Genomic DNA, 23,530 nt, shown 5'->3' with positions numbered 1-23,530 from the left:
GACAGTTCCCTGCTGACCAGGCCGATCTTGCACGGGGGCGGTATCTGCCGTGCGATCGGAGATCGCGCCTTCTTCGGGAACGCGGGGCATGAGGATTCCGGCCTTTCAGGGGTGCGGTCAGCTCGGCGCGTGCTCTGGGCGGCTCGCGGGGGGATTCCCGGTCAGGTCCGGTGGCCCCTACGAGGGCGGGGTCGTCAGGCCGCGGCCTCGCGGATGAGGTCGGCGACGGCGGCGGGCTGGGAGATGTGGACAGCGTGACTGCTGATGACCTCGACGACCGTCGCTCCGGCGCGCTCGGCCATCCAGCGCTGGGCCGACGGCGGAATCATCCGGTCCGCGGTCGCGACGAGGTACCAGCTCGGCTTGTGCCGCCAGGCCGGATCGGTGACCGGCGCGCCGACGGCGTCCACGCCCCACGGGACCTGCGAATCGGCCATGAACGCGGCCACCTGGTCGGGTAGGTCGGCGGCGAACGAGGCGGCGAACTCGTCGCGGTCGAGGAAGTGAAAGCCCTCCCGGGGAGGGCTGATGGGCGAGGCCGGCATGGTGATGAGAGTGCCGGTCGATTCGCCCGCGTCAGGGGCGAACGCAGCGATGTAGACCAGCGACGAGACGTTGGGGTGGGTGCCGGCCTCGGTGATGACGCCCCCGCCGTAGGAGTGGCCGACCAGGACCGCTGGGCCGTCGAGGCCGTCCAGGACCCGGCGAGTCATGGCGGCGTCATCCTTCAGCGACAGCGTCGGGTTCTGGACGATGTGGACGCGGAGTCCGTCCCTGGTCAGCTCGTCATAGACGCCCTGCCAGCCGGATCCGTCCACGAAGCCGCCGTGCACGAGTACGACGTTCCTGATGGCGGTCATGGAAGCTCCTGCCCTGGACGGACAGGCGCGCCGCCTGTCCTGGTGCCCTCCATCCAAGTCGCGCACGCGTGGCCAGGCCACGCAGGACAGCCCGCAGAAGTACGGAAACGGTCAGGGGGCGGCGATGGCGAGGTTGCGGCAGCGGCTGCTCGCCTCGGCGTCGCCGATGGTCTCGTACACCTCGGACGCCCGCGCATAGGCACGGCGACTCTGCGCGGTCCGCTCCTCCTCGGCCAGCAGGACCGCCAGTGTCTCCAGGGAGCGGGCCTGCGGCACGGGCAACTGGACCTGCTCCATGAGGCTGATCGCCTCGGTGAGCTTGACGATGGCCTCGGCCCGCCGGCCGAGCAGTCCCAGGCAATCGCCGACGCGGGCCAGAGCGATCGGCCGGATGATCGCCGCGACGCTCGGTGTCATGCCCGAACGCTCGTCGTTCACCAGGGTCAGCAGTTCGAGGTACTGCTCCAGCGCCTTGCCGTGGCGTCCGGAATCGCGCAGGCAGGTGCCGAGGGCGCCGAGAGAGTGGCCGTAGCGATCGATGTCGCCGTTGGCCTTGTGTATTTCGGCTGCCCGAGTTTGCGCCACGATGGCCTCGTCGAGCCGCCCGAGCCGCCGCAGAGCGCCCCCGGCATGGTGGTGGGCCAGGGCGATCTGAGTCGTGGCGCCACTGCGGTGGCCAGGTCCCTCGCCTGGGCCGTGTAGCGCAGGGTGGTCTCCGGGTCGTCTCGCGACAGGAGGTGAGCCCAGGACAGCATGTTCAGCATCATGGCCTGCCGGGCCGGGTCGCCCAGGACGGCGGCGGCCTCGGCACCGAGGCTGAAGACCTCGTGCCAGTGCGGCGCGTGCATCCATCGGTCGGAGAACCAGTCCATCGACTCGGCACAGTCGACGACGGCGGCGAACTGGCCGATGCCCGTCCCGTGGCGCAACGCGCCCACCCAGTTGTCCACGTTCGCGCGAAGCCACTGGTCGGCCGCCTGCTGGGAGGGCAGCTCGGCGGCATCGGGGCCGGCCTGGTGCGGCCGGCCGTACCCGGGCTCGAACCATCGCCCTGCGGTCGTGGCCGTCCGCAGCAGCCACGCCGTCATGGCGATGGTGAACGCGTCGCGTTCTGCCGCGGACTCCTCCCGGTGAAGCCGGTCGCGGGCGAACAGCCGGACCAGGTCGTGGAAACGGTAGCGTCCCGACGTGCTGTCCTGCAGCAGTCCGAGATCGACGAGTTCGTCGAGGGCGTCCCATGCCTCTTCGATCGACGTGCCGCCCGCAACGGCGGCCAGGGCGGCGTCGAAGCTGCGGCCCGGCACCAGGGCGAGGCGGCGGAAGAGCCGCTTGGTCTCGATGGCCAGCTGCTCATAGGACAACCCGAACGCAGTGGCGATCTTGAGATCACCGGCGCTGAGCTGGTCCAGACGGCGCTCCTCGTTCGCCAGCCGGGCGGCCAGGTCGGCCGCGTTCCAGCCGGGCCGGCTGACCAACCGATTTCCGGCGATCCTGAGTGCGAGGGGCAGACCACCGCACAGCTGCGCGAGCTGCTCCAGAGCGGCCCCCTTCTCCGAGGCGCCGCGGTCCTTGAGGATTCCCGTCAGCAGCTCGGTGGCCTCCAGCGGCGGCAGCGGTCCGAGGGCGAGCCGACGTACCCCTGCCAGGCCGGCCAGCAGCCGGCGGCTGGTCACCAGGGCCCTGCCCGCGCCGCCGCCCGGCAGCAGCGGCCGGACCTGCTCCTCGGAGGCGGCATTGTCGAGCACGACCAGCACGCGCCGATCACGCAGCAGTGACCGGTACAAGGACGCGCGCCCGGCCTCGTCGCCCGGGATCTGCTGATCGGCGATGCCGAGCGCGCGAAGCAGCATGCCCAGGGCGTCGTCTGCCGGCAGGGGTTGCGCAGACATGCCGAACAGGTCGAGGAAGAACACCCCATGGGGAAAGTCCGGCCGCAGGGCGTGGGCGGCGCGAACGGTCAACGTGGTCTTGCCCAGCCCGGCAGAACCGGTGATGAGCCCCACACCTGCGGCGCCCGGCGCGTCAGCGGCGCGCAAGAGCTCGCTCGTCCAGGCCAGTCCGGCGGCTCGGCCGGTGAAGTCGTCGACGGAGCGCGGCAGCTCGCACAGCCCGGTCGGGCGGGCCCAGTGATCGCGAAGGCGGCCCTCTCGCGCCAGCTCGATGAGGTGTTCACGGTCTGCGTCGGCCAGACCGAGGGCGTCGGCCAGCGCGATCACGTTGCGATGCTGGGGACCTTTGCTGCGTCCGCGTTCCATGTCCGACAGCGTCCGGGCGCTGACCCCTGAGGCCTCGGCGAGCTGCTCATGCGTCAGCCGTGCCGCGCGCCGATGGCGACGCAGTTCCTCCGCGAAGCTGGGTGTGGTGATCGGGTGCCCCTTCTCCGCGATTCAGTGACTCTCGCCCAGAGCTTACGGCGGAGCTCAGCGGCGGCGACCTCGGGTCCCCGCGGAGCGTCGACCATGCGGACTCGACTCGCAGTCACGTAGCGCTCGGTGACGCAGTCAGGTGACGCTCGCCCGGCAAGCAGGCCGGTTTCTACGGTTTGCGCCATGAACACAGCGGTGCCGGGCCCTCCGGCGACTCTCCTACGGCGCCTGGCCGTCGTCATGCCCATCGCGATGGTCGGCGTGCTCACATGTCTCGCCCCGGCCGTCCCCGCGCAGGCCGCGGCGGCGCCCGCCGTCGCCTCCGGGGCGTCGGCGAAGACCGGCCATGAGCCGCGCGTTCCCGCGGGCTTCCGCGAGCGGAAGGCCCAGGTCGGCGACGTCACGATCAACTACGTGCGCGGCGGACGGGGGCCGACCCTGGTCCTGCTGCACGGATACCCGCAGACCTGGTACACCTGGCGCGACGTCCTGCCCGAACTCGCCAAGCACTACACGGTCATCGCGCCGGACCTACGCGGAGCGGGCAAGAGCGACGCACCCGCCGGCGGCTACGACAAGAAGACCCTCGCCGCCGATCTGCACGGGCTGCTGACCAAGCTCGGCCTCAACCGGCACATCAGGCTCGTGGGGCACGACATCGGCACGATGGTCGCCTACTCCTACGCCGCCGCCCACCCCGGCGACGTCACCAAGCTGGTCCTCAGCGAGGCGCCCATCCCCGACAAGGCCCTCTACTCCTTCCCCGCCCTCACCTCCAAGGGGCCGGGCTTCTGGAACTTCGGCTACTTCAGCCTCACCAACGGCCTGCCCGAAAGCATGGTGAACGGCAGGGAGGAGCAGTGGGTGGAGCGGTTCATCGACTCCCTCGAAGTCAAGAAGAACGGCGTCAGCGCAGAACAGGTCCGCGAGTACGCCCGCTACCTGCGCGACGACGCCCACCTGCGCGCGAGTTTCGAGTGGTTCCGCGCCCTTCCCAAGGACGTCGCCGACAACAGCGCCTACCGGAAGAGGAAGCTCACCATGCCCGTGCTCGCCATCGGCGCCCGCGGCAGCCTCGGCGACTTCGTCCCCACCCAGGTCCGCCGGTACGCCAGAGACGTGACCGGGATCGTCATCGAGAACTCCGGTCACTGGATCTTCGAGGAGCGGCCCGAACAGCTCACCCGCACCCTCCTGCGCTTCCTCAAGAAGGACTGACTCCCATGCACAAGGAACGAACCGCCCCCTTCTGGTTCCTCGGCGGCCGGGCCCAGATCCTGGTGCCGGGCACGGCGACCGGTGGCGCGCTGAGCGTGATGGAGTTCACCGACCCCGAGGGCCACGCGCCGCCCCTGCACGTCCACGAAGCGGAGGACGAGGTCTGGATCGTGCTGAACGGTGAGATCACCTTCTTCGTCGGGGACGACCGCCATGACCTGCACGCCGGCGCCGTCGCGCATGGCCCCCGCGGTGTCCCGCACAGCTACCTGGTCCGCTCGCCGGACGCCCGCATGGCCGTCGCCTTCGGTCCCGCCGGCATCGAGGACTGGTTCGCCGCCAACGGCTCGCCCATCTCCGACGTGAACGGCGTGCCGGCCGCCTTCGACATCGAAGCCGTCATCGCCTCGGCCGCGGCGCACCACCTGCGCGTCGTGGGTCCTCCGCCGGCTCACCTCTGACAAGGAGCTCCACCATGTCCCCACAGACCTCCCCGCTCCCCCGGGCGGGGATCCGGATCCTGCTGCCGCCGGCGCTTGCCGTCCTGTCCGTCCTGGTCACGGCTCTCGTCTCGCCGTTCGCCGCCTCCGCGGTCGCCGGCCGTACGGCCAAGCCCACAGTGGTGCTGGTGCACGGCGCGTTCGCCGACGCCTCGAGCTGGAACAAGGTCGTCGCCCGGCTCCAAGGGGCCGGCTATCCGGTGATCGCCCCCGCCAACCCCCTGCGGGACCTGGCAGGCGATGCGGCCTACCTGTCGAGCGTCGTCTCCACCATCGACGGGCCGGTCATCCTGGTCGGCCACTCCTACGGCGGAGCGGTCGTCACCAACGCCGCCAGCGGCCACCCCAACGTCAAGGCGCTGGTCTTCATCGCCGCGTTCGCACCCGAGGACGGCGAGTCAGCGCTCGATCTGACCGGCAGGTTCCCCGGCAGCCGGCTGCCCACCAGCCTGATCACCCGCCCGTACCCGCTGCCCGGCGGCGGCACCGGCACCGACGCCTACGTCGACCCCGCCAAGTTCCACGCCGCCTTCGCCGCCGACCTGCCCGCCCGCGACACCGCCCTGATGGCCGCCACCCAGCGCCCGGCCGCCCTGGCCGCCCTCGGCTCCCCGAGCGGAGCGCCCGCCTGGAAGACCATCCCCTCCTGGTACCTGGTCGCCGGCACCGACCAGGCCATCCCACCCGCGGCCCAGCGCTTCATGGCCAAGCGCGCCGGCGCGCACACCAGTGAGGTCAGGGACGCCTCCCACGTGATCATGATCTCGCGGCCTGACACCACCACCGCTGTCATCACAGCGGCGGACCGCGCCACCCGCTGATCCCGCACGAACCCGTCGGTCCGGTACTGCGGCAGGCGTGATCCCCGCGCCCGCCGCAGTTCCGGACCTGGCCGCCCCAGCGCTCACCCCGGACTCGGCCGGATCGCGACTGTCGAGGGACGCCGGCGTACCGTCCTCACCATCGGTGCGCCTGCCGAAAATTACGTCCGTGCAGTTCAAGCGGCAGGTGAGTGTTCGTGGAGGGCTCCTCCGAGCCGGTCCTGTCGGGGGGTGTTCAGGTCGATGACGCGCGCCGATTCCGTGATCGGTTCGGGGGTGGCGCGGAATGGAGCCGCCTGGTCGAGGGCTCGATGAGCGCGATGCTCGTTGGAGAACTTCTCGTACTCGCCCAGGACGTGGCGTAGATGGCGTTCGTTCCAGAGCAGGCGGCGGTCCAGCAGTTCCCGGCGGCAGGTCTGCACCCACCGTTCCATGAGCGAGCCGAGGGGTTTCGCGTAGGTTACGTAGCCCTGCACCGCGCGTCAATGGCTTGATTTCCCTGGATTATCGACTTGTCACGATTCGATATCGGGGGGTGTGCGGGCTCTTGACGCTCGGACCGCTCTGGGACAACAGTCGAGCCACATCGTTGAACCGGTTCGCTCGTTCGGTGACCGGAGCAGGCCGCCGACACGCGGAGTCCCTGCGTCTTCTCTCCATGAAGGGGGCATCCGGGGCGGCGATGAGAGGGAGCAGTGCAACGTCACCGTCGAACCGGTTCGACGATCGGGAGGTGAGAGTGGCGACGATCGGAGACGTGGCCCGGGAGGCCGGGGTGAGCCGCAGCACGGCGTCGTACGCGCTGTCGGGCAAGCGGCCCATCTCGGAGGACGTCCGCCGGCGGGTGCAGGCGGCCGCCGAGGCGCTCGCCTACACGCCGAACGCGGGCGCCCGCGCGCTCGCCACCGCCCGGACCAAGGTCCTCGGCCTGCTCGCCCGCTTCCACGAGGACGAGTTCGCCCCCGCGATGCTGCAGTACATCCTCGGTGTCACCGACACCGCCCGCGACCTGGGCTACGACACCCTCCTGGTCACCGAGGCCGACGGAGCGAGGGCGCTGCGCAGGATCACCGACTCGCGCATGGTCGACGGCGTCGTCCTGATGAACATCGCGCAGGAGGACGCCCGCCTGCCCGTCCTGCGGGCCGCCCCGCAGCCGGGCGCGCTCGTCGGCCTGCCCGGCGACTGCTCCGGGCTCGACGTGTTCGACCTCGACTTCGAGGAGGCCGGCCGGGTCATGGTGGACCACCTCCACCGGCTCGGCCACCGCGAGCTCATCCTGGTCTCGCAGCCGGAGCACGTCGTCGAACGCGGCGGCGCGTACGTCTGGCGCCTGCGCGACGCGGCGCTCGAACGGGCCCGCCTGCTCGGCGTCACCCTGCACGCCGTGTACGGCGAGTCCCGGCAGCCGGCCGTCGGTCAGCTGCTCAACGGCCTGCTCGACGCCCACCCGGCGGCGACCGGCCTGCTGATCAACAACGAGGCGGTGGCGGCGGCGCTGCCGTCGGTCACCCACCAGCGCGGCCTGCGGGTGCCGGAGGACCTGTCCGTCATCGGGCGCTACTCCGCCGAGTTCGCCGCGACCTTCTCCCTGCCCTACTCCTTCATCGAGAGCGCGCCCGACCGCCTCGGCTCGATGGCGGTACGCCAGCTCGTCCGCCGGGTGGAATCCCCGGCGGCCCGGCGCGAGCCGTCCGTCGTGCGCTTCATCTCGCCCGAGCTGGTCTCGCTCGCGAGCACCGCACCCCCGGGCCCGGCCGCTCCCTGAGGCCGTGCCCCAGCCCAGCACCTCGTTCGACGCCGCTCGATGTGAGCGCTAACAATGGAGATCTCGGAATGACCCGTTCGTCGCTTCCCGTGCGGGCGGCGGTCCTCGGAACCGCCGTTCTGGCCCTGTCCGCCTGCGCCTCCGCGCCCCAGGGCGGCGGCACCGCCACCAGCGGCGCCGCCGCCGGCGCGTACACCTGGTGGGACCCCTACCCGCAGCACGACGCCGCGTCGGCCTGGGCCAAGCGGGTGGACGCCTGCGCCAAGGAGGCCGGCGTCGCCGTCCAGCGCACCGCCTACGACACCACCGCCCTGACCAACCAGGCCCTGCTGGCCGGGCAGGAAGGCAACGCGCCCGACGTCATCCTCCTGGACAACCCCGCCGTCTCCACCCTCGCGGACGCGGGCATGCTGACCACGATGTCCGACTTCGGGCTCGATGTGAACCGGTTCGACAAGAACCTCATCGCCGCCGGCGAGCTCGACGGCAAGACGTACGGCATCCCGATCGGCGCCAACACCCTCGCGCTCTACTACAACAAGGACATCCTGGACAAGGCTGGGGTCGACCCCGCCTCGATCAAGGACTGGGCCTCGCTGAACGCCGCGCTGAAGAAGGTCAAGGCCGCGGGCAAGAAGCCGATCACGTTCGCCGCCATCGGCACCGAGGAAGGATCGTTCCAGTTCCTGCCGTGGCTCTGGGGCGCGGGCGGGCAGCTCACACAGCTCGACTCGGCGCAGGCCGTGCAGGCGCTGGAGCTGTGGAACTCCTGGGTCAAGGACGGCATCGCGCCCAACTCGGTGCTCAGCAACTCCCAGAACACCACCTGGGAGGAGTTCCTGACCGGCGAGTTCGCCTTCGCCGAGAACGGCACCTGGCAGGTCGACAGCGCCGCGAAGGCGGGCTTCCGGACCGGCGTCGTGCAGATCCCGGCCAAGGACGGCGGCGCCGCGCCCACCCCGACCGGCGGCGAGTTCATCACCGTCCCGACGCAGAAGGACACCAAGCGGTACGCGGCCACCAAGAAGATCCTCGAATGCATGACCACGCCGCAGGGCCTGGTCGAGACCGGTACGACCTTCGCGTACTACATCCCCTCCACCGCCGAGGGGCAGCAGGCGATCCTGGCCAAGGACTCGAGCCTGAAGCCGTGGGTCGAGGCCGTCCGGTCGGCCAAGGGGCGTACCAGCGACAACCTGGGCACCGCGTACCCGAAGATCTCCGAGGCCATGTGGACCGCGGTGCAGAAGGCGCTGAGCGGCGCGGCGTCGCCCGCCGACGCGCTGAAGGACGCGCAGGCCAAGGCCAAGCAGGCCGTCGGCGGCTGAGCAGGACCCCTCATGAACTCATCTCGGCACGGCGCGGTCGCCGCCGCCCGCCCCCCGGTGGTGGCCGGCGCCGCCCCCGGTCACCGGCGCCCCGGCCGGCGGCCGGCCCGGCGGTGGACGGCCCTCGCCTTCCTCGCACCCCTGATCGTCTACCTGGCCGTCTTCTACGCCTACCCGCTCTACCGCAACGTCGAGCTCAGTGTGCACGACTACACGCCGCGCGCGTTCGTGCAGGGCAACCCCGAGTTCACCGGGCTGAAGAACTATCTGGACATCGTCTCCGACGACGCGTTCCTGTCGGCCCTCGGCTCCACGGCGCTGTTCACGCTGGTGTCCATCGCCTTCCAGTACGCGATCGGCCTGGCGCTCGCGGTCTTCTTCCACCGGAGCTTCCGGCTGAGCGCGGTGCTGCGGGCGATGTTCCTCGTGCCGTGGCTGCTGCCGCTGATCGTCTCGGCCTCCACCTGGTCGTGGATGCTCAACAGCGACAACGGCATCGTCAACGCCTTCCTCGGGGCGTTCGGGATCGGCCAGATCAACTGGCTGACCTCGCCCGACACCGCGCTGCTCGCGGTCACGGTCGCCAACATCTGGCTGGGCGTCCCGTTCAACCTGGTCATCCTGTACGCCGGCCTGCAGAACATCTCGCCGGACCTGTACGAGGCCGCCGGCCTGGACGGCGCGAACGCCTGGCAGCGGTTCTGGCGCATCACGTTCCCGCTGCTGCGCCCGGTGTCGGCGATCACGCTGCTGCTCGGCCTGATCTACACGCTCAAGGTCGTCGACATCATCTGGATCATGACGAGGGGCGGGCCCGCCGACGCCTCCACGACGCTCGCCATCTGGTCGTACCGGGAGGCGTTCGGCACCGGGCAGCCCGACTTCTCCCCTGCGGCGGCCGTGGGCAACCTGCTCATCCTCATCGCGTTCGCCGCCGGGCTGGTGCACGTGCGTCTGCGGAAGGAGGCCGCATGAGAGCGTGGAAGACCGTCGTGGGCGTCGTCCTGGTGGGCGTGATGCTCTTCCCGGTCTACTGGATGGTCAACGTCTCCCTCACCAGGACCGGCGACATGCGGGCCGACCCGCCCCACTGGTTCCCCTGGGACCCGACGTTCGAGGGGTACGCCTCGGCCTTCGGGCAGCAGCTGCCCGCGCTGGCGACCAGCCTGTTCATCGGCCTCGCGACCGTGGCGCTCACCCTGGTCGTGGCGCTGCCCGCCGGGTACGCGCTGGCCAGGCTGCGCCCGCGCGGAGCCCGCGCGATCGACTTCCTGCTGCTGGTGGCGCAGATGATCCCCGCGGTCGTCATGGCCATGGGGTTCTACGCGATCTACATCAGGCTCGGCATGCTGAACACCGTCTGGGGGCTGGTCGTCGCCGACTCGACGCTGGCCGTGCCGTTCGCGGTGCTGCTGTTCCGGGCGTTCATGGCGAGCATCCCCAAGGAGCTCATGTCCGCGGCCGAGATCGACGGCGCGGGCACCTGGCGCGCGTTCCGCTCGATCATCCTGCCGCTCAGCAGGAACTCCGTGATCACCGTGTCGCTCTTCTCGTTCCTGTGGGCGTGGTCGGACTTCATCTTCGCCTCCACCCTCAACCGCAACAGCGACACGATCCCGATCACCCTCGGCATCTTCCGCTACATCGGCAACAACACGACCCAGTGGAACTCGATCATGGCGACCGCCGTGATCGCGTCCGTCCCCGCCGCGTTCCTCCTGGTCCTCGCGCAGCGTTACATCGCCGCCGGGGTCACCGCGGGCGCGGTGAAGGACTGAGCGTCATCTCCCGAAAGGCACACGACATGACACAAGGCCCGACGGCCGCCCATCCCGTGCCCGTGCTCCCGTCCCGGGGGCCGGTACGTCCCCTCGGGCTCGCGCAGGTCTCCATCACGGGCGGGTTCTGGGGCGACCGCCAGGCCGTGAACGCCGCGGCGACCCTGGCCCACTGCGAGACCTGGATGGAACGCCTCGGCTGGCTGGCCAACTTCGACCGCGTCGCCGACGGCACGACCGCGTCCGACCGGCCCGGCTGGCCGTTCTCCGACTCCGAGGTCTACAAGCTCCTGGAGGCCCTGGCCTGGGAGAGCTTCCGTACGGGCGAGGCGGAGGCGGAGAGCGCGATCAAGCGGCTCACGGCGCGGATCGCCCGCGCGCAGGACCCCGACGGCTACCTCAACACCTGCTTCGGCCACGGCGGACAGCCGCCCCGCTACGTTGACCTGGAACAAGGCCACGAGCTCTACAACACCGGCCACCTGCTCCAGGCCGCCGTCGCCCGCCTGCGCACCCACGGCGAGGACGAGCTCGTACGCGTCGCCCGCCGGGCCGCCGACCACGTCTGCCGCACCTTCGGCCCCGGCGGCAGGGCCGGGATCTGCGGCCACCCGGAGATCGAGGTCGGGCTGGCCGAGTTCGGCCGCGCCCTGGGCGAGGCGCGCTACGTCGAGCAGGCCCGCCTGTTCCTCGACCGCCGCGGCCACGGCACCCTCGGGGACATCCCGCTCGGCCGCGCCTACTTCCAGGACGACGTCCCCATCCGGCAGGCCGACGTGTGGCGCGGCCACGCCGTACGGGCGCTCTACCTCAGCGCCGCGGCCGTGGACGTCGCCGTCGAGCGCGGCGACGACGAGCTGCTGGACGCGGTGCGGCGGCAGTGGGAACGCTCGGTCGCGCGCCGCACGTACATCACCGGCGGGATGGGCTCGCGCCATCAGGACGAGGGCTTCGGCGAGGACTGGGAGCTGCCGCCGGACCGGGCCTACTGCGAGACCTGCGCCGGGGTCGCCTCGATCATGGTCTCGTGGCGGCTGCACCTGGCCACCGGCGACGTGCGGTACACGGACCTGATCGAGCGCACGCTCTACAACGTCATCGCCTCGTCCCCCGCCGACGACGGCCGGGCGTTCTTCTACGCCAATCCCCTCCACCAGCGCACCCCGGGCAGGCCGTCGGACGGCACCGAGGTCAGCCCGCGCGCGGAGTCGGGCGTCCGCGCGGCCTGGTTCGACGTCTCCTGCTGCCCGACGAACGTCGCCCGGACGCTGGCCGTCCTGGACGCCTACCTCGCCACGACCGACGGCGACGGCCTCCAGCTCCACCAGTACGCCCCCTGCGTCATCGCGGCCGACCTGCCGGACGGCAGGCGGGTGGCGGCGCAGGTCGAGACCGGCTACCCGGCGGACGGGGCCGTCCACGTCCGGATCACCGAGGACGCCTCCGCCCCCTGGACGCTGTCGCTGCGGGTCCCCGCCTGGGCCGAGGGCGCCACGCTCACCGACGACGGCCGTACCCGCCCGGCCGCACCCGGTACGGTGACGGTCCGGCGGGCCTTCCGCGCCGGGGACGTCGTCACGCTCGACCTGCCCGTGCGGCCCCGGTTCACCTGGCCCGACCCGCGCATCGACGCCGTACGCGGGTGCGTCGCGGTCGAGCGCGGCCCGGAGGTGCTCTGCGTCGAGTCCCACGACCTTCCCGCCCCAGGGCTGCTCGACGCCCTGGTGATCGACGCGAGCGGCGGGCCCGCGGCCGACGCGGGCGGTGCTCTGGTCACGGGGCGTTCCCGGGCGCGGGCCGGCGCCGGATGGCCCTACGCCGCCGCCCGTCCGGACGCCTCCGGCGACGACGGGTTCGACGTGCGGCTGCGGCCGTACCACGCGTGGGCGCGGCGCGGGCCGTCGGCCATGCGCGTCTGGCTGCCCGCATCCTCATGACCCGGCCGGCGTCCCGCCCGGGACGCCGGCCGCCAAGGGCCGAACGGCGTCGGGGGCCGGTCCTGCTCCACCTCTCGCACAACCAGCACAAGGAGGCAGAACGATGCGCAGAACCCGGGCATCAGCCCTCGCCGTCGCGGTGGTCGCCGCGACCCTGGTGAGCGCCTCGCCCCCGGCGTCGGCAGCCGGCGCGACGCTGACCGTGGACGTCGGCCGCTCGTTCCGGCCGGTCACCCACGTCGCCGCCGGCGGCCTGTACGGCCTGGCGGAGAACTCCCGCCCGGCCGACTCCACCCTGTTACCCCTCAAGCTGAACTCGCTGACCCAGCCCGCCCCCGGTGTCGGCCAGAAGCCGAACGGCCAGCCGCCCGGCGGCGACTCGCTCCTGGTCGCCCCGCAGGCCACGCGGGCCGGGGCCGGGGAGTTCATCCGCATGCCGGACATCTACCCGGACTTCCCGTACAAGTGGGTGAGCTGGAACGACTGGCTGGCCAAGGTCACCACCATGGTCAACGCCCGCCTGTCGGCCACCACGGTCACCAACGTGATCGGCTGGGAGCTCTGGAACGAGCCCGACTGGACCTGGAACACCGCCGCCGCGGGCTCCTTCAACGACGGCTGGACCCGGACGTTCGGGGCGGTCCGCGCCCTCGACGCGCAGACGCCGATCGTCGGCCCGAGCACCGCCGTCTACAGCCGCTCCTGGATGCAGTCGTTCCTGACCCACGCCAGGGACACCGGGACGCTGCCCGACATCATCTGCTGGCACGAGCTGAGCGGCCCCGCGCGGATCGCCGCCGACATCGCCGACTACCGCAACCTGGAGTCCTCGCTCGGCATCAGCCCGCGCCGCATCTCCGTCAACGAGTACGCCACCACCAGCGAGGTGGACGTACCGGGGTCGATCGCCAGCTATGTCGCCAAGCTCGAACGCGGCGGCGTCGAATCCGCCCACCGCGCCTTCTGGTACGAGTACGGCACGATGAACGGCCTGGTCGTCGACAACAACCAGCCGACCGGCACCTGGTGGCTGTACAAGTGGTACGGCGACATGGCCGGGAACATGGTCACCACCGCCTCCACCACGACCACCGGCCTGGACGGCTTCGCGGCCTACGACCCCACCCGCAAGATCGTCAACGTGGTGTTCGGCAACGAGGCCGGCACCAACACCGTCAACCTGACCGGCCTCGGCGCGCTCGGCTCCAGCGTCCGCGTCACGCTGCTGTCCACCCCCGCGAGCGGCCGCTTCACCGCCGTCGCCGCGCCCACCACGGTGTCCACCACGACCCGCACGGTCAGCGGCGGGCAGCTCAGCGTCTCGGTGCCCGGCATGGTCGCAGGAAGCGCCTACCAGCTCCTTGTCGAACCCGCCTCCGGCGTGCCCGCCTACCAGCAGCGGTACGAGGCCGAGAACGCCTCGGTGTTCCGCGCCCAGCGGCTGACCAGCTCCAGCGCGTCCGCGGGCGGCTACGTGGGCCGCATCGACAACTCCGGCACGCCGCGCACCGACAGCTACGTCGACTTCGTCGTCAACGTGCCGGCGGCGCAGGCGTACACGATGCTGATCGGCTACGCCAACGGCACCGGCGCCACCGCCACCCAGGGCCTTGCCTACAACGGCGGCGCCTGGAGCACGGTCAGCTACCCGCCGACCGCCGGCTGGGGCCAGTTCGGCGCCACGATCAGCACGACGGTCACGCTGAAGGCGGGTTACAACGTGATCCGCCTGGCCAAGGGCTCGCCGCACTTCGCGGGCGGCACCGGGTACGCCGAACTGGACTACATCCAGCTCACCTGACGGACCCACGCCGGGAGCGGCGCCGCCGGCGCCGCTCCCGGCGATCGAAGACAGAGAAGGGACTTTCGTCTATGACCGTCGCCGCCCAGGGGCCGGCGTTCTCCCTGTGGGAGATACCGTTCGGCTACCGCGGCTCCTGGTTCGGATTCTCCCCCGTGGTGGCGGAGCGGACCTACGCCGAGGAGGTGCACCTGGTCTCGCACCAAACCGGGATGCACCCGATTCTGAAGCTGGTGCCCGGCGCCGAGACCGCGATCACGGCCACCCCGCACCGGCTCACCTGGAGCGGCGGCGGCGGCCGGATCGACCTCGCCTACGAGAGCGCCGACACCGCGCGCCTGCGCGGCCGCGGTCTCGGGCTGCGGCTGCTGGCCGCGGACCCGGTCCTGACGCCGTTCAGCGGCCCGTACTTCTACCAGGATCCCGTCGACGGCTCGTACGTGTTCACCGTCTACCAGACCGGTCGCCGCTACCGGATCACCCTCCTCGGCGGCCGGGCCGAACCGCTCGGCGCGCAGGCGCTGGGCGCCGCCGAGCGCGGCGTCGTCCTGGACGACGGCGAGTGGGAGATCGCCGTCGAGGAGTACGAGACCGCCCGCGCCCCCTACGTCAGCACCGGCTCCTTCGAGCAGGTCGCCAAGGCGGCGCGGGCGGAGTTCGACGCGTTCGCCGCGGCGGTCGCCCCCTGGCGCGGCGACCGCACGCCGGCCGCCGAACTGGCCGCGTACGTGCTCTGGTCGGCCACCGTCCGCCCCGCCGGGTTCGTCACCCGACCCGCCGTGCTCATGTCCAAGCACTGGATGGACAAGGTGTGGAGCTGGGACCACTGCTTCAACGCCATCGCCCTCGCCCCCGGGCTGCCGGAGCTGGCCTGGGACCAGTACCGGCTGCCCTTCGACCACCAGGACGCCGCCGGCGCGCTGCCCGACTCCGTCACCCACTCCGAGATCCTGCACAACTTCGTCAAGCCACCCGTCCACGGCTGGGCCCTGCGCCACCTTCCGCCCCCGTCCGATCAGGCCGGGAGCTACCGGCTGCTGGAACGCTGGACCGCGTTCTGGCTCGACGCGCGCCGCGCCCCCGGCCGCGAACTGGCGCACTACCAGCACGGCAACGACAGCGGCTGGGACAACGCCACCACGTTCGACCCCGAGCGGGTCGTCGAGACCGCCGACCTGGCCGCCTTCCTCGTGCTGCAGATGCGCGAGCTGGCCCGCCTCGCGCCCGGCCCGGACGCGTCGGCCCTGTGGACGGAGCGGGCCGACCGGATGCGCGACGCCCTGCTCGCCGAGCTGTGGGACGGGGAGCGCTTCGTCGCCCGTGGCGTGCTCTCGGGCCGTACCTGGGGCGGCTCCAGCCTGCTCGACCTCATGCCGATCGTGCTGGGGGAGGAACTGCCCCGGCCCGTCCGCGCGGCGCTGGCGGCGAAGATCGAGCGGCATCTGACGGCGTTCGGGCCCGCCACCGAACTGCCCGCCTCGGCGCACTACCAGGACGACGGCTACTGGCGAGGCCCCATCTGGGCGCCGTCGACCGTCCTGATCGAGGACGGGCTGCGCCGCTCCGGATACCCGGACCTGGCCGACGAGGTCAGCGCCCGCTTCCGCGCGCTGTGCGAGAAGTCGGGGTTCGCCGAGAACTTCGACGCCCGCACCGGGGAGGGGCTGCGCGACCGCGCCTACACCTGGACGGCCAGCGCCTACCTCATCCTCGCCGCGGCCCACGAACGGCGTGGCCGGCCGTGACCGCCGCCGAATGGAGCTTGTAGTGCTGTGGCGAGGTTTTCGCACCGCCACACGCCATTTGCAGTTGATCACTGGACGTGGTCGCTGGGGCGAGCCCGGACATCGAACGGTCCAGTCGCGACTTTCGGCTACAGCGGCGTTCTCCAAAGACGGACCCCATGCAGACCGATGGGCGCTGCGCACGCGCAGGAAGCCCCGAAACCATGAAGGCATGAGTACGCAAGAGGCAGGTCGGGGACAGCGCGGGCACGGCGGTGGAAGGCGGCGCAGAACTCGTGTCGGCGTGGTCGTTCGCCCGGCTGCCGCCGCGATGGCCCTCGGCCTCGCCTTCGCCCCCACTCCGTCCCAGGCGACGACCTTCGCCGCAGTGACGGCCCCGCACGGCACGGCTCACGTCCAGGACGTGTCGACGGTCACGGTCGCCACGGACAAGGGCGAGGTCGCAGGAACCGACCGTGACGGTGTGCGCAGGTTCCAGGGAGTCCCCTACGCCAAGCCCCCAGTGGGAGCCCTGCGCTGGCAGCTTCCCCAGGAGCCGGCCGCGTGGAGAGGCGTACGGCAGGCCAAGGCGCCCGGCCCGAGCTGCCCGCAGACCGGCGAGAACGGCGGACTCGCCGAGCACTCCTCCGAAGACTGCCTGTACCTGAACGTGACCACCCCAGCCGACCGGTCGAGGAAGCTTCCGGTGGTCGTCTGGCTGCACGGCGGCGGGTACAGCTCCGGCTCCGGAGCCGACTACGACCCGGCGCGCATGGTCAGGGACGGCCACGTGGTGGTGGTGACGGTGAACTCGCGCCTGGGCGTCTTCGGATTCTTCGGCCACCCCGACCTCCCCGATTCGGGCACCTACGGCCTGGCCGACCAGCAGGCCGCCCTGAGATGGGTACGACGCAACATCACCGCGTTCGGAGGAGACCCCTCCCGCGTCCTGCTGGCCGGACAGTCATCGGGCGGGATCAGCGTGTGCGGGCAACTGGCCTCGCCTCAGGCGGCCGGCCTCTTCCAGCGGGCTGCCATCCAGAGCGGTTCATGCAAGCCGGACTGGACCGGAGAGCTGTCAGCTCCTGGCGACGGCGCGTCCAAGCTGTGGATCGACCGCACCGTACTGCAGCGGCGCGGCCGCACGGCAGCCAGGCTCCTCCCCGAGCCGCCCGCATGCTCCGACACCGAAGACCTGGCCTGCCTGCGCGGTGTCCCGGCCAAGGACCTGCTCGCGCTGAACGGCCCCTTCCACTCTCCCGCCTACGACACCCCTCTGGTGCCCCGGGAACCGTGGACCAGCTTCGCCAAGGGCCGGTTCGTCAGGGTCCCGGTGATCGAGGGCACCACCCGCGACGAGCACACCCTCTTCGCCTCCCTGTTCCACCTGGCGGACGAGCCCGCCTACCGCGCCCAGCTCGTCAAGGCCTTCGGCGCCGCCAAGGCCGTCAAGATCGCCGCCGAGTACCCCGCTGCCCGCTACAGGTCGCCGGCGCTCGCGTTCGCGGCCGTCGGCACCGACTTCACCGCCGCCTGCCCCGCCGTCCACGAAGCGCGGATGCTGGCCGGACACGTACCGACCTACATGTTCGAGTTCGCCGACCCGAATCCGCCCGCGCCGGACCTGGGCCTGCCCCTGGCCGCCTACCACGGGTCCGAGCTGCTCTCCCTTTTCGACATGGGGCAGTCGTACGAGGCACTCGATCCGGCACAGCGGAAACTGTCCGCGCAGATGATCCAGTACTGGACGCGCTTCGCGGCGACAGGCGATCCCAACACCGCCGGACTGCCGAAATGGGGGAGGTTCGACGGCGACCACGCACTTGCGCTCGCCCCTGGCGCCATCTCCCCCACCGACTACACCAAGCGACACGACTGTCGCTTCTGGGCAACCCTCTGACCTGCCCCGCACCACGGCCGGTCCAGCAGAAGCCGGCCCCAGGCGTGCGCACGATGCCCCGGCGCCATCCTCGTGATGCGGGACGGAGGACGTGGACGGCCGCCAGTGGCCGGCGCCTGGCGGCGTGGCGGCGTGGCGGCGTGGCGGCGTGGCGGCGAAACAAATATGTGACGTTCAATCGCGTCGACCTTCCGAAGCTTACTCCAGGCCCCCCTTCCGCCCGTCTGAAACATTTCGCTGGGCATCGGTGATACTTCGGCGGACAGCAATCTCTCACCATCGTGAAATTGACTGGTTGGGTCATCACACTTACGGTGACGCCTGCCTGGTCGGAAAGGTGACGACACTCGTCACCGCAGCGCGGCGGGTCGATTAATGTGCGACCTCAGCGCTTTCCGCTCATTTATCGCCCCCTTGTCGGATGGACGAGATCGCCGACCGTGCTTATGGTGTTGATCGTCACCGATATCGCCCGCTCCGGCGGGAAGAATGGGAGTGCAGATGGCGACCGACGAACCGCTCCGCCTCGATCTGGACACGCTCGACGTGATGACGATCGAGCTCCCCGGCGAGGATCTCGTGAAGGCCCTGGGCATGGGTCTCGGCAACACCGAAGTGGGCGCCTCAGGCATCGCGCGCACGAGCTGGCTCATCTAAGCCTCCCCTGACATGGTCTCGACGCGTCGTGGCCTGCCGGGACGCGTCGGGATCGACGCGGCTCGCCGCACGGTGGACGCGACCGTGGTCGCCAGGGTCGCCGCGCTACCGGTGACGGCGCTCGCGGAGCTGAGGTGCACGGCCACGTGGCGGAGCGTCCAGGAGATCCTCGCGGCCCGTGGCCGGCTGGCCGTCGAGGGCCGGCGGCTCGCGGACGAACTGGAGCCGGTGATCGGAGCGGTCGGGCCGGGCCCGGCGCGACCGGCGCTGGTGGCGTTGCGGCGGGCGCTGTACAACGCAAGACGGCCGGCGGGCCGTACCTGGCCGGTGGAGCTCGGTTCCGGCCTCGGTCCGCGCGTCGCGGCCTGGCTCACGGACTTCGATGGGCATGACGCGCTCGTCCGACAGCTGCCGGACCTGCTCGATCAGGAGCGCCGGGGCACCTACGAAGTGCTGCGCCGGTGGGTCGGCACCGACGCCTTCGGCTACGGCGTGCTCCAGGCGGGACCGGCGATGGCCGCCGCGCTGCGCCAGTGGCTGGCCTCGCCGCCCGGCAGCGTCCCGCCGCGCCAGGTCGCGCTCCGGCTCACCAGGTACCTGGCCCGCGTCGTGGCGAAGACCAGCCCGCACGCCACCTTCATGATGGCGGCTCTGGGACAGTGGAGCGACGACGGCGAGCCGGTTCTCTGGGACGGGCCATGGGCGTGGCGGAGCGCTGTCGAGCCCAACGTGCCCCTGCTGCTCCGGCTGCTCACCGACCTGGCCCGCGCCGACGGCGGGCTCGCCGCCCTCTTCGAGGTCAGGCCCAACCCAAGCCTTGAGGAGGACGACGGCCGCCTCTGGTACGTGACCGGCCAGGAAGACGCGTACAGCGGCATCGCCGCGTCCCAATCGCTCCGGGAGCTGCTGCGCCCACCGTACGACGACCTCCGTACCCAGGCCGGCGGCGCGCTCGGCCGACTGGTCGACCTGGGAGTGGTGGAACTCCACCCCCCGGTCGCCGACCAGGCCGCCGCGCACCTCGCCGACCTGACCGATCGGCTCGGCACGCATCCGGCGGGCAAGGCGCTGGCCGCCGTGCAGGAGGCGCTCGCTCGTTACCCGGAGGCGGCCTGCGTGGCTGAACGTGAGGCGCTGCAGCGGAAGGTACGGTCCGCGTTCACCGAACTTGCCGGCGACGATGCCGATCGCCTGCCGGACCGCAACCTCTTCCACGAGAACGCCGTGGTCACCACGTCCGGCCCGCGGCTGGGCCTGGCCGCCTGGCGTCCCGCCCTGGGCGACCTGCACGCGATCGTCGACTTCGCGGCGGTCTTCGATCGTGACGGCGTCGCCCGGCTGCTCGCCGCCGACCTGTTCGCGGAGTGGTTCGGCGCCGGCGCGCAGGTGCCGTTCGGGCGCTTCCACCGCATGCTCGCGCAGCGCACCCATCCGGCCGCACCCGGCACCCCGGCCGGTGAGCTGCACGCGCTCATGTACCCGTGGCAGGAGCGGCACCCGCCCGGCCGGACGCCCGCCGTGCCCCGGCTCGACGAGCTTCGAGACGCCCGGACGGCGGCGCTGGCCTCGGTGCGCGAGCTGCTGCCCAAGACCCCGGACGCGCTTGCCATCGACCCGACGGTGCTGACCGCCCTCGCCACCGACCGCCCCGAGTTCGTCCGTCCGGCGGGGTCGCTGTCCTGCTTCGTGCAGACGATCAGCTCGCCGGACGGCACGCCGGTGCGGCTGGTGCTCAACGGTCTTGGCCCGGGGCACGGCGCGATGCGCAGCCGCGTGCACCGCCTGCTGCGGGTCGCCGGAGTTCCCGCCGACGAGAACCGCCTGCTCGGGACGGAACGCGGCATGCCGGTGGAGATCACCGGGCTGTTCGGCAGCAACGTCAACCTGCGTTCCCCGGTGGCGGCTCAGGAGATCGGCTATCCGGGCGTGGTCCCGAGCGGCCCGGCCCCGTTCGACCTGCGGGACCTGGCCGTCCGGCACGAGTGCGGCGCCGGCGGCCTCGTTCTGGTGCACGCCGGGCACGGCACCCGGCTCCGGCCGGTGTACACCGGGATGGTCGCGCCCATGCTGCTGCCGCGTACGGCCCGCCTCCTGCTCCAGCTCTTCGGCGACATGCCCAGCCCGGTGACGGAGCTGGCGTCGATCTTCTCCCGCCCGCCGGAGCCGGTGCCGGCCCGTGTCGAGCGTACGGCCCGGGTGTCGGTCGGGCGGGTCACCGTAGCCCGTGCCGCCTGGTACGTCCCGGTGCGCGAAATCCCGCGCCGGGGCAAGAGCTCCGCTGCAGCGCACCTGCTCGCGCTCGCGGCCTGGTTCGCCGAGCACTCCCTGCCGGAACGTTGTTTCGTCTCCTCGGGCGATCCCGGCGTGCCGGTCCGTGAAAGGCTGCACATGGTGCGGCTCGCCAAACCGACCTATCTCGATCTGGCCGACCCCGCGCTGGTCACGCTGTTCGACCGAGGGCTGGACGCGAGCGGATCGGTGGTCGTCTTCCGTGAGCTGCTCCCGGACTTCGCGGCGGCGCTCGGCCTGGAAGGAGACGGCGGCCACCCTGACCGCCGTCATGTGACCGAGTACGTGGTCGAGGTAGGCCATGCCTGACCGCTTGATCTCGCTGCACGCCTTCCACCAGGCCGGCGCCGACCTTCTGCTCTTCCTGCGGTACTGGGAGAGCGGCCCGCGCGAACGCTTCGCGCCGGCGATCCTGCGCGGCGAGCACGACCATCGGCGGCGGCTGGGCCACGCCCTCGCCGCGATGATGCTGGTCCTCGTGGCCTGGGAACCCGACCCCCGCCGCCTGAGCCCCCTGCCGGCCCGGGAACGTGACCGCTGGGATCCGGAACCGGCCCGCGCCCGGCAGGCGGAGATCTTCACGAAACAGCGCGAAGCCCTCATCACGCAGGCCGAACGGTGCCGGCTCATCGCCGCCCGCACCGCCTCGTCCGAGAGCCACGCCCCTGCTCCCTCCGCCGACGGGCCGCGCCCGAGCGGTGCTCCGGACACGGGCGACGCTCACGACTCGCTCGGCGCATGGTGGCGCTCGATCGACACCCTGCACCGGCGCCTTGTCGCGCTCCAGCGGGCCGGAGGCTTCCATCCGGTCCGCGGGGAGGAGGCATCGCGCCTCGGTGGACGCGGAACGCCACGACGTCCTGATCGTGCTGAACCGGTGCGTCCACCTGTTCTGCAACCGGCTCGGCCTGTCGATCGTCGAAGAAGCGCACCTGCGCTACCTGACCGCCGTCACCCTGGACGGGCCGGCGCGGAAAGAGGGAACCTCGTGAGCAGCCTCCCCTGGCACAGCATCCAGATCCGCTACTACGACCAGGACAAGGACGGATTGATCCTGGACTGCGTCCGCCCGCTGCTCGGGCACCTGGACGGCCTCTTGCAGCAGCCGTACCTCGTCCGCCACTGGCGCCAGGGACCGCATCTGCGGCTCAACTTCCGCGCGTCCCTGCGGGACTGGGAACGCGAGATCCTCCCCGTCGCGACCGAGACGATCACCAGATATCTGCGCGAGCACCCGTCCACCACCCGCCTCGACGAGCACGAGCAACTCGCCGCCCACCGCCTGCTGGTCGTACTCGAGCACGAGACCGGCCCGCTGCAGCCCTGGTACCCGGACAACTCCCTGCAGACCGAGCCGTACGACGACCGGCTGCGCGTCTTCGGCGGCCGGCCGCTGGCGAACCTGATCGACGCGGCCGCCGCGGAGAGCACCCGGCTCGCCTTCGGCACGCTGGACAAGGTCCGCCGGGGCGAGCTCGCGCTGTTCGCGGTCGCCATCGACCTCATGACCGCCCTGGCGCACGTGAGCGTCCCGCCGATCGGCCGCGGCTACATGTCCTACCGCTCGCACGCCGCAGCGGCCGTCTCGTCCTGCGAGAACCGGGACGCGGTCACGGCCGCGTTCGAAGCCAGGTATCGCAAGAACGCCAGGGAAATGCGCGCGACGGTGGTCGACCTGGTCGCGTCGATCGACGCGGGCGACCCGGCGCCGCACGTACGCGACTGGATCGCCTTCATCCAGCGTCAGAAGGAGATCGCTCTCCCGCTGCTGGCCCGCAAAGAGATCGACCTGGACGTCCCCGACCAGCCGGTGGCCGGCCGCCGCCACCCCGTCGACTATTTCGACGTGCTCATGTCGACCGACCGGTACCGCACCGAGATCCTCGGATCGGACTGGTTCCTCGCCCACCGCCTCGTGGTCAACATGCTCTACGCGCACCTGGCCAGGCTCGGCATCACCCCGATCCAGCGGTACCTGTTCTGCCATCTGATCGCCTCCGCGGTGGAGGAGGAGTATGGCGTCTCCTCTCTGGAGAAGGCCCGCGATTACGTGCTCAGCGGCTGAGTCGCCTTCTGCGCAGCGGCAGAGGGCCGTCAGCCAACTCATGCGCAAGATCGGCCGGGTATCTGCACCGCCCGGCCCGATCTCTTCAGCACTCTTGCCGACAGCCCAGAAGCCTTGGCTGCCTGGCTTTGGGCGAGCCCCGATCCGCTGTTACCGGAATCGTCTGCCGTTTCGTCCCGACCGGCGATCGACGACCGGTGTGGTGATGGTCACGGGGATGCCTGAGGGAGCTTGGGCGCCGGTGATGCGCCTCAGCTCGGCCTCGCCCGAACGGACCTCGCTGGTCTGCGGGACGATACCGGCGTCGGCCATCAAGCGGGTCATGTCACGGCGCTGATTGGGCAGCACCAGGGTGACGACGCTGCCGGACTCGCCGGCGCGGGCGGTGCGGCCGCCGCGGTGCAGGTAGTCCTTGTGGTCGCCCGGCGGGTCGACGTTGACGACGAGGTCCAGGTCGTCGACGTGGATGCCGCGGGCCGCGACGTTGGTGGCCACCAGCGCCGTGACGTGGCCGCTCT

At 71.4% G+C, this 23,530-nt stretch carries 20 protein-coding genes and 1 pseudogene; 16 read left to right on the top strand and 5 right to left on the bottom strand.

Features of this window, described 5'->3' with window-relative positions:
• Positions 1-194: 194 nt before the first annotated feature.
• Entirely contained in the window at positions 195-860 is a 666-nt protein-coding gene (locus tag ABT158_RS49355; RefSeq protein ID WP_352366128.1) for an alpha/beta fold hydrolase, read from the bottom strand.
• Between the two features lie 111 nt (positions 861-971).
• Positions 972-1,712 carry a tetratricopeptide repeat protein gene (locus ABT158_RS51405; RefSeq protein ID WP_502911636.1) on the bottom strand — a complete coding sequence of 247 codons (741 nt, stop codon included), beginning with the start codon at positions 1,710-1,712 and terminating at the stop codon, positions 972-974.
• 278 nt (positions 1,713-1,990) lie between these two features.
• Here ABT158_RS51405 and ABT158_RS51400 point away from each other — a divergent pair, with 278 nt between their 5' ends.
• Entirely contained in the window at positions 1,991-2,635 is a 645-nt protein-coding gene (locus tag ABT158_RS51400; RefSeq protein WP_502911635.1) for a hypothetical protein, read from the top strand.
• Positions 2,636-3,034: 399 nt separating this feature from the next.
• Here ABT158_RS51400 and ABT158_RS51395 read toward each other — a convergent pair.
• Positions 3,035-3,199 (bottom strand): annotated as a pseudogene (locus ABT158_RS51395) (helix-turn-helix domain-containing protein); the annotation flags it as partial.
• A gap of 210 nt (positions 3,200-3,409) precedes the next feature.
• On the opposite strand from ABT158_RS51395, the gene ABT158_RS49335 reads away from it, so the two are divergent.
• From ABT158_RS49335 to ABT158_RS49325, 3 genes are read left to right on the top strand one after another with little or no spacing between them, the layout of a single operon-like run.
• Entirely contained in the window at positions 3,410-4,444 is a 1,035-nt protein-coding gene (locus ABT158_RS49335) for an alpha/beta fold hydrolase (protein WP_352366126.1), read from the top strand.
• A 5-nt stretch (positions 4,445-4,449) separates the two neighbouring features.
• Entirely contained in the window at positions 4,450-4,905 is a 456-nt protein-coding gene (locus tag ABT158_RS49330) for a cupin domain-containing protein (RefSeq protein ID WP_352366124.1), read from the top strand.
• A gap of 14 nt (positions 4,906-4,919) precedes the next feature.
• The gene (locus ABT158_RS49325) at positions 4,920-5,765 is read left to right on the top strand and encodes an alpha/beta fold hydrolase (RefSeq protein WP_352366122.1); all 846 of its coding nucleotides are present in this window, start codon (positions 4,920-4,922) and stop codon (positions 5,763-5,765) included.
• A gap of 176 nt (positions 5,766-5,941) precedes the next feature.
• On the opposite strand, the gene ABT158_RS49320 is transcribed toward ABT158_RS49325, so the two are convergent.
• Positions 5,942-6,241: a hypothetical protein gene (locus ABT158_RS49320; RefSeq protein WP_352366120.1), complete on the bottom strand. Its 300-nt coding sequence runs from the start codon at positions 6,239-6,241 to the stop codon at positions 5,942-5,944.
• Between the two features lie 263 nt (positions 6,242-6,504).
• Between ABT158_RS49320 and ABT158_RS49315 the strand changes: the two genes are divergently transcribed.
• From ABT158_RS49315 to ABT158_RS49260, 12 genes are all read left to right on the top strand, one after another.
• Positions 6,505-7,533, top strand: a complete 1,029-nt coding sequence (locus tag ABT158_RS49315; protein WP_352366118.1) for a LacI family DNA-binding transcriptional regulator — start codon at positions 6,505-6,507, stop codon at positions 7,531-7,533.
• Between the two features lie 68 nt (positions 7,534-7,601).
• Positions 7,602-8,861 carry a sugar ABC transporter substrate-binding protein gene (locus ABT158_RS49310; protein WP_352366116.1) on the top strand — a complete coding sequence of 420 codons (1,260 nt, stop codon included), beginning with the start codon at positions 7,602-7,604 and terminating at the stop codon, positions 8,859-8,861.
• Between the two features lie 12 nt (positions 8,862-8,873).
• On the top strand, positions 8,874-9,836 hold the full coding sequence (locus ABT158_RS49305; protein WP_352366114.1) for a carbohydrate ABC transporter permease: 963 nt from the start codon (positions 8,874-8,876) through the stop codon (positions 9,834-9,836).
• On the top strand, positions 9,833-10,639 hold the full coding sequence (locus ABT158_RS49300; protein ID WP_352366112.1) for a carbohydrate ABC transporter permease: 807 nt from the start codon (positions 9,833-9,835) through the stop codon (positions 10,637-10,639). Before ABT158_RS49305 ends, ABT158_RS49300 begins: the two co-directional genes overlap by 4 nt.
• 26 nt (positions 10,640-10,665) lie before the next feature.
• Positions 10,666-12,576: a glycoside hydrolase family 127 protein gene (locus ABT158_RS49295; protein ID WP_352366110.1), complete on the top strand. Its 1,911-nt coding sequence runs from the start codon at positions 10,666-10,668 to the stop codon at positions 12,574-12,576.
• Positions 12,577-12,679: 103 nt separating this feature from the next.
• Positions 12,680-14,377 (top strand): carbohydrate-binding protein, encoded by a 1,698-nt coding sequence (locus ABT158_RS49290; RefSeq protein ID WP_352366108.1) that lies wholly within the window; start codon positions 12,680-12,682, stop codon positions 14,375-14,377.
• A 71-nt stretch (positions 14,378-14,448) separates the two neighbouring features.
• Positions 14,449-16,122, top strand: coding sequence for an amylo-alpha-1,6-glucosidase (locus tag ABT158_RS49285; protein ID WP_352366106.1), 1,674 nt, complete (start codon positions 14,449-14,451; stop codon positions 16,120-16,122).
• A 283-nt stretch (positions 16,123-16,405) separates the two neighbouring features.
• Complete coding sequence (locus ABT158_RS49280; protein WP_352366104.1) at positions 16,406-18,001, top strand: carboxylesterase/lipase family protein; 1,596 nt, start codon at positions 16,406-16,408, stop codon at positions 17,999-18,001.
• Positions 18,002-18,502: 501 nt separating this feature from the next.
• Positions 18,503-18,658, top strand: coding sequence for a hypothetical protein (locus ABT158_RS49275; protein WP_352366102.1), 156 nt, complete (start codon positions 18,503-18,505; stop codon positions 18,656-18,658).
• A 12-nt stretch (positions 18,659-18,670) separates the two neighbouring features.
• Positions 18,671-21,256, top strand: coding sequence for a lantibiotic dehydratase family protein (locus ABT158_RS49270; protein ID WP_352366100.1), 2,586 nt, complete (start codon positions 18,671-18,673; stop codon positions 21,254-21,256).
• A 527-nt stretch (positions 21,257-21,783) separates the two neighbouring features.
• A complete protein-coding gene (locus tag ABT158_RS49265; RefSeq protein WP_352366098.1) occupies positions 21,784-21,939 on the top strand; it encodes a hypothetical protein in 156 nt (51 codons plus the stop codon).
• The gene (locus ABT158_RS49260; RefSeq protein ID WP_352366096.1) at positions 21,936-23,012 is read left to right on the top strand and encodes a thiopeptide maturation pyridine synthase; all 1,077 of its coding nucleotides are present in this window, start codon (positions 21,936-21,938) and stop codon (positions 23,010-23,012) included. The genes ABT158_RS49265 and ABT158_RS49260 overlap by 4 nt, the downstream gene beginning before the upstream one ends.
• A 150-nt stretch (positions 23,013-23,162) precedes the next feature.
• Here the strand turns inward: ABT158_RS49260 and ABT158_RS49255 are convergent.
• Positions 23,163-23,530 (bottom strand): helicase-related protein (locus ABT158_RS49255; RefSeq protein ID WP_352366094.1); only part of this gene is annotated, 368 nt, incomplete at its 5' end.

The organism is Nonomuraea sp. NPDC001636 (assembly GCF_040298265.1).
Taxonomy (GTDB): domain Bacteria; phylum Actinomycetota; class Actinomycetes; order Streptosporangiales; family Streptosporangiaceae; genus Nonomuraea.
This window is presented reverse-complemented; position numbering and strand designations above follow the sequence as displayed.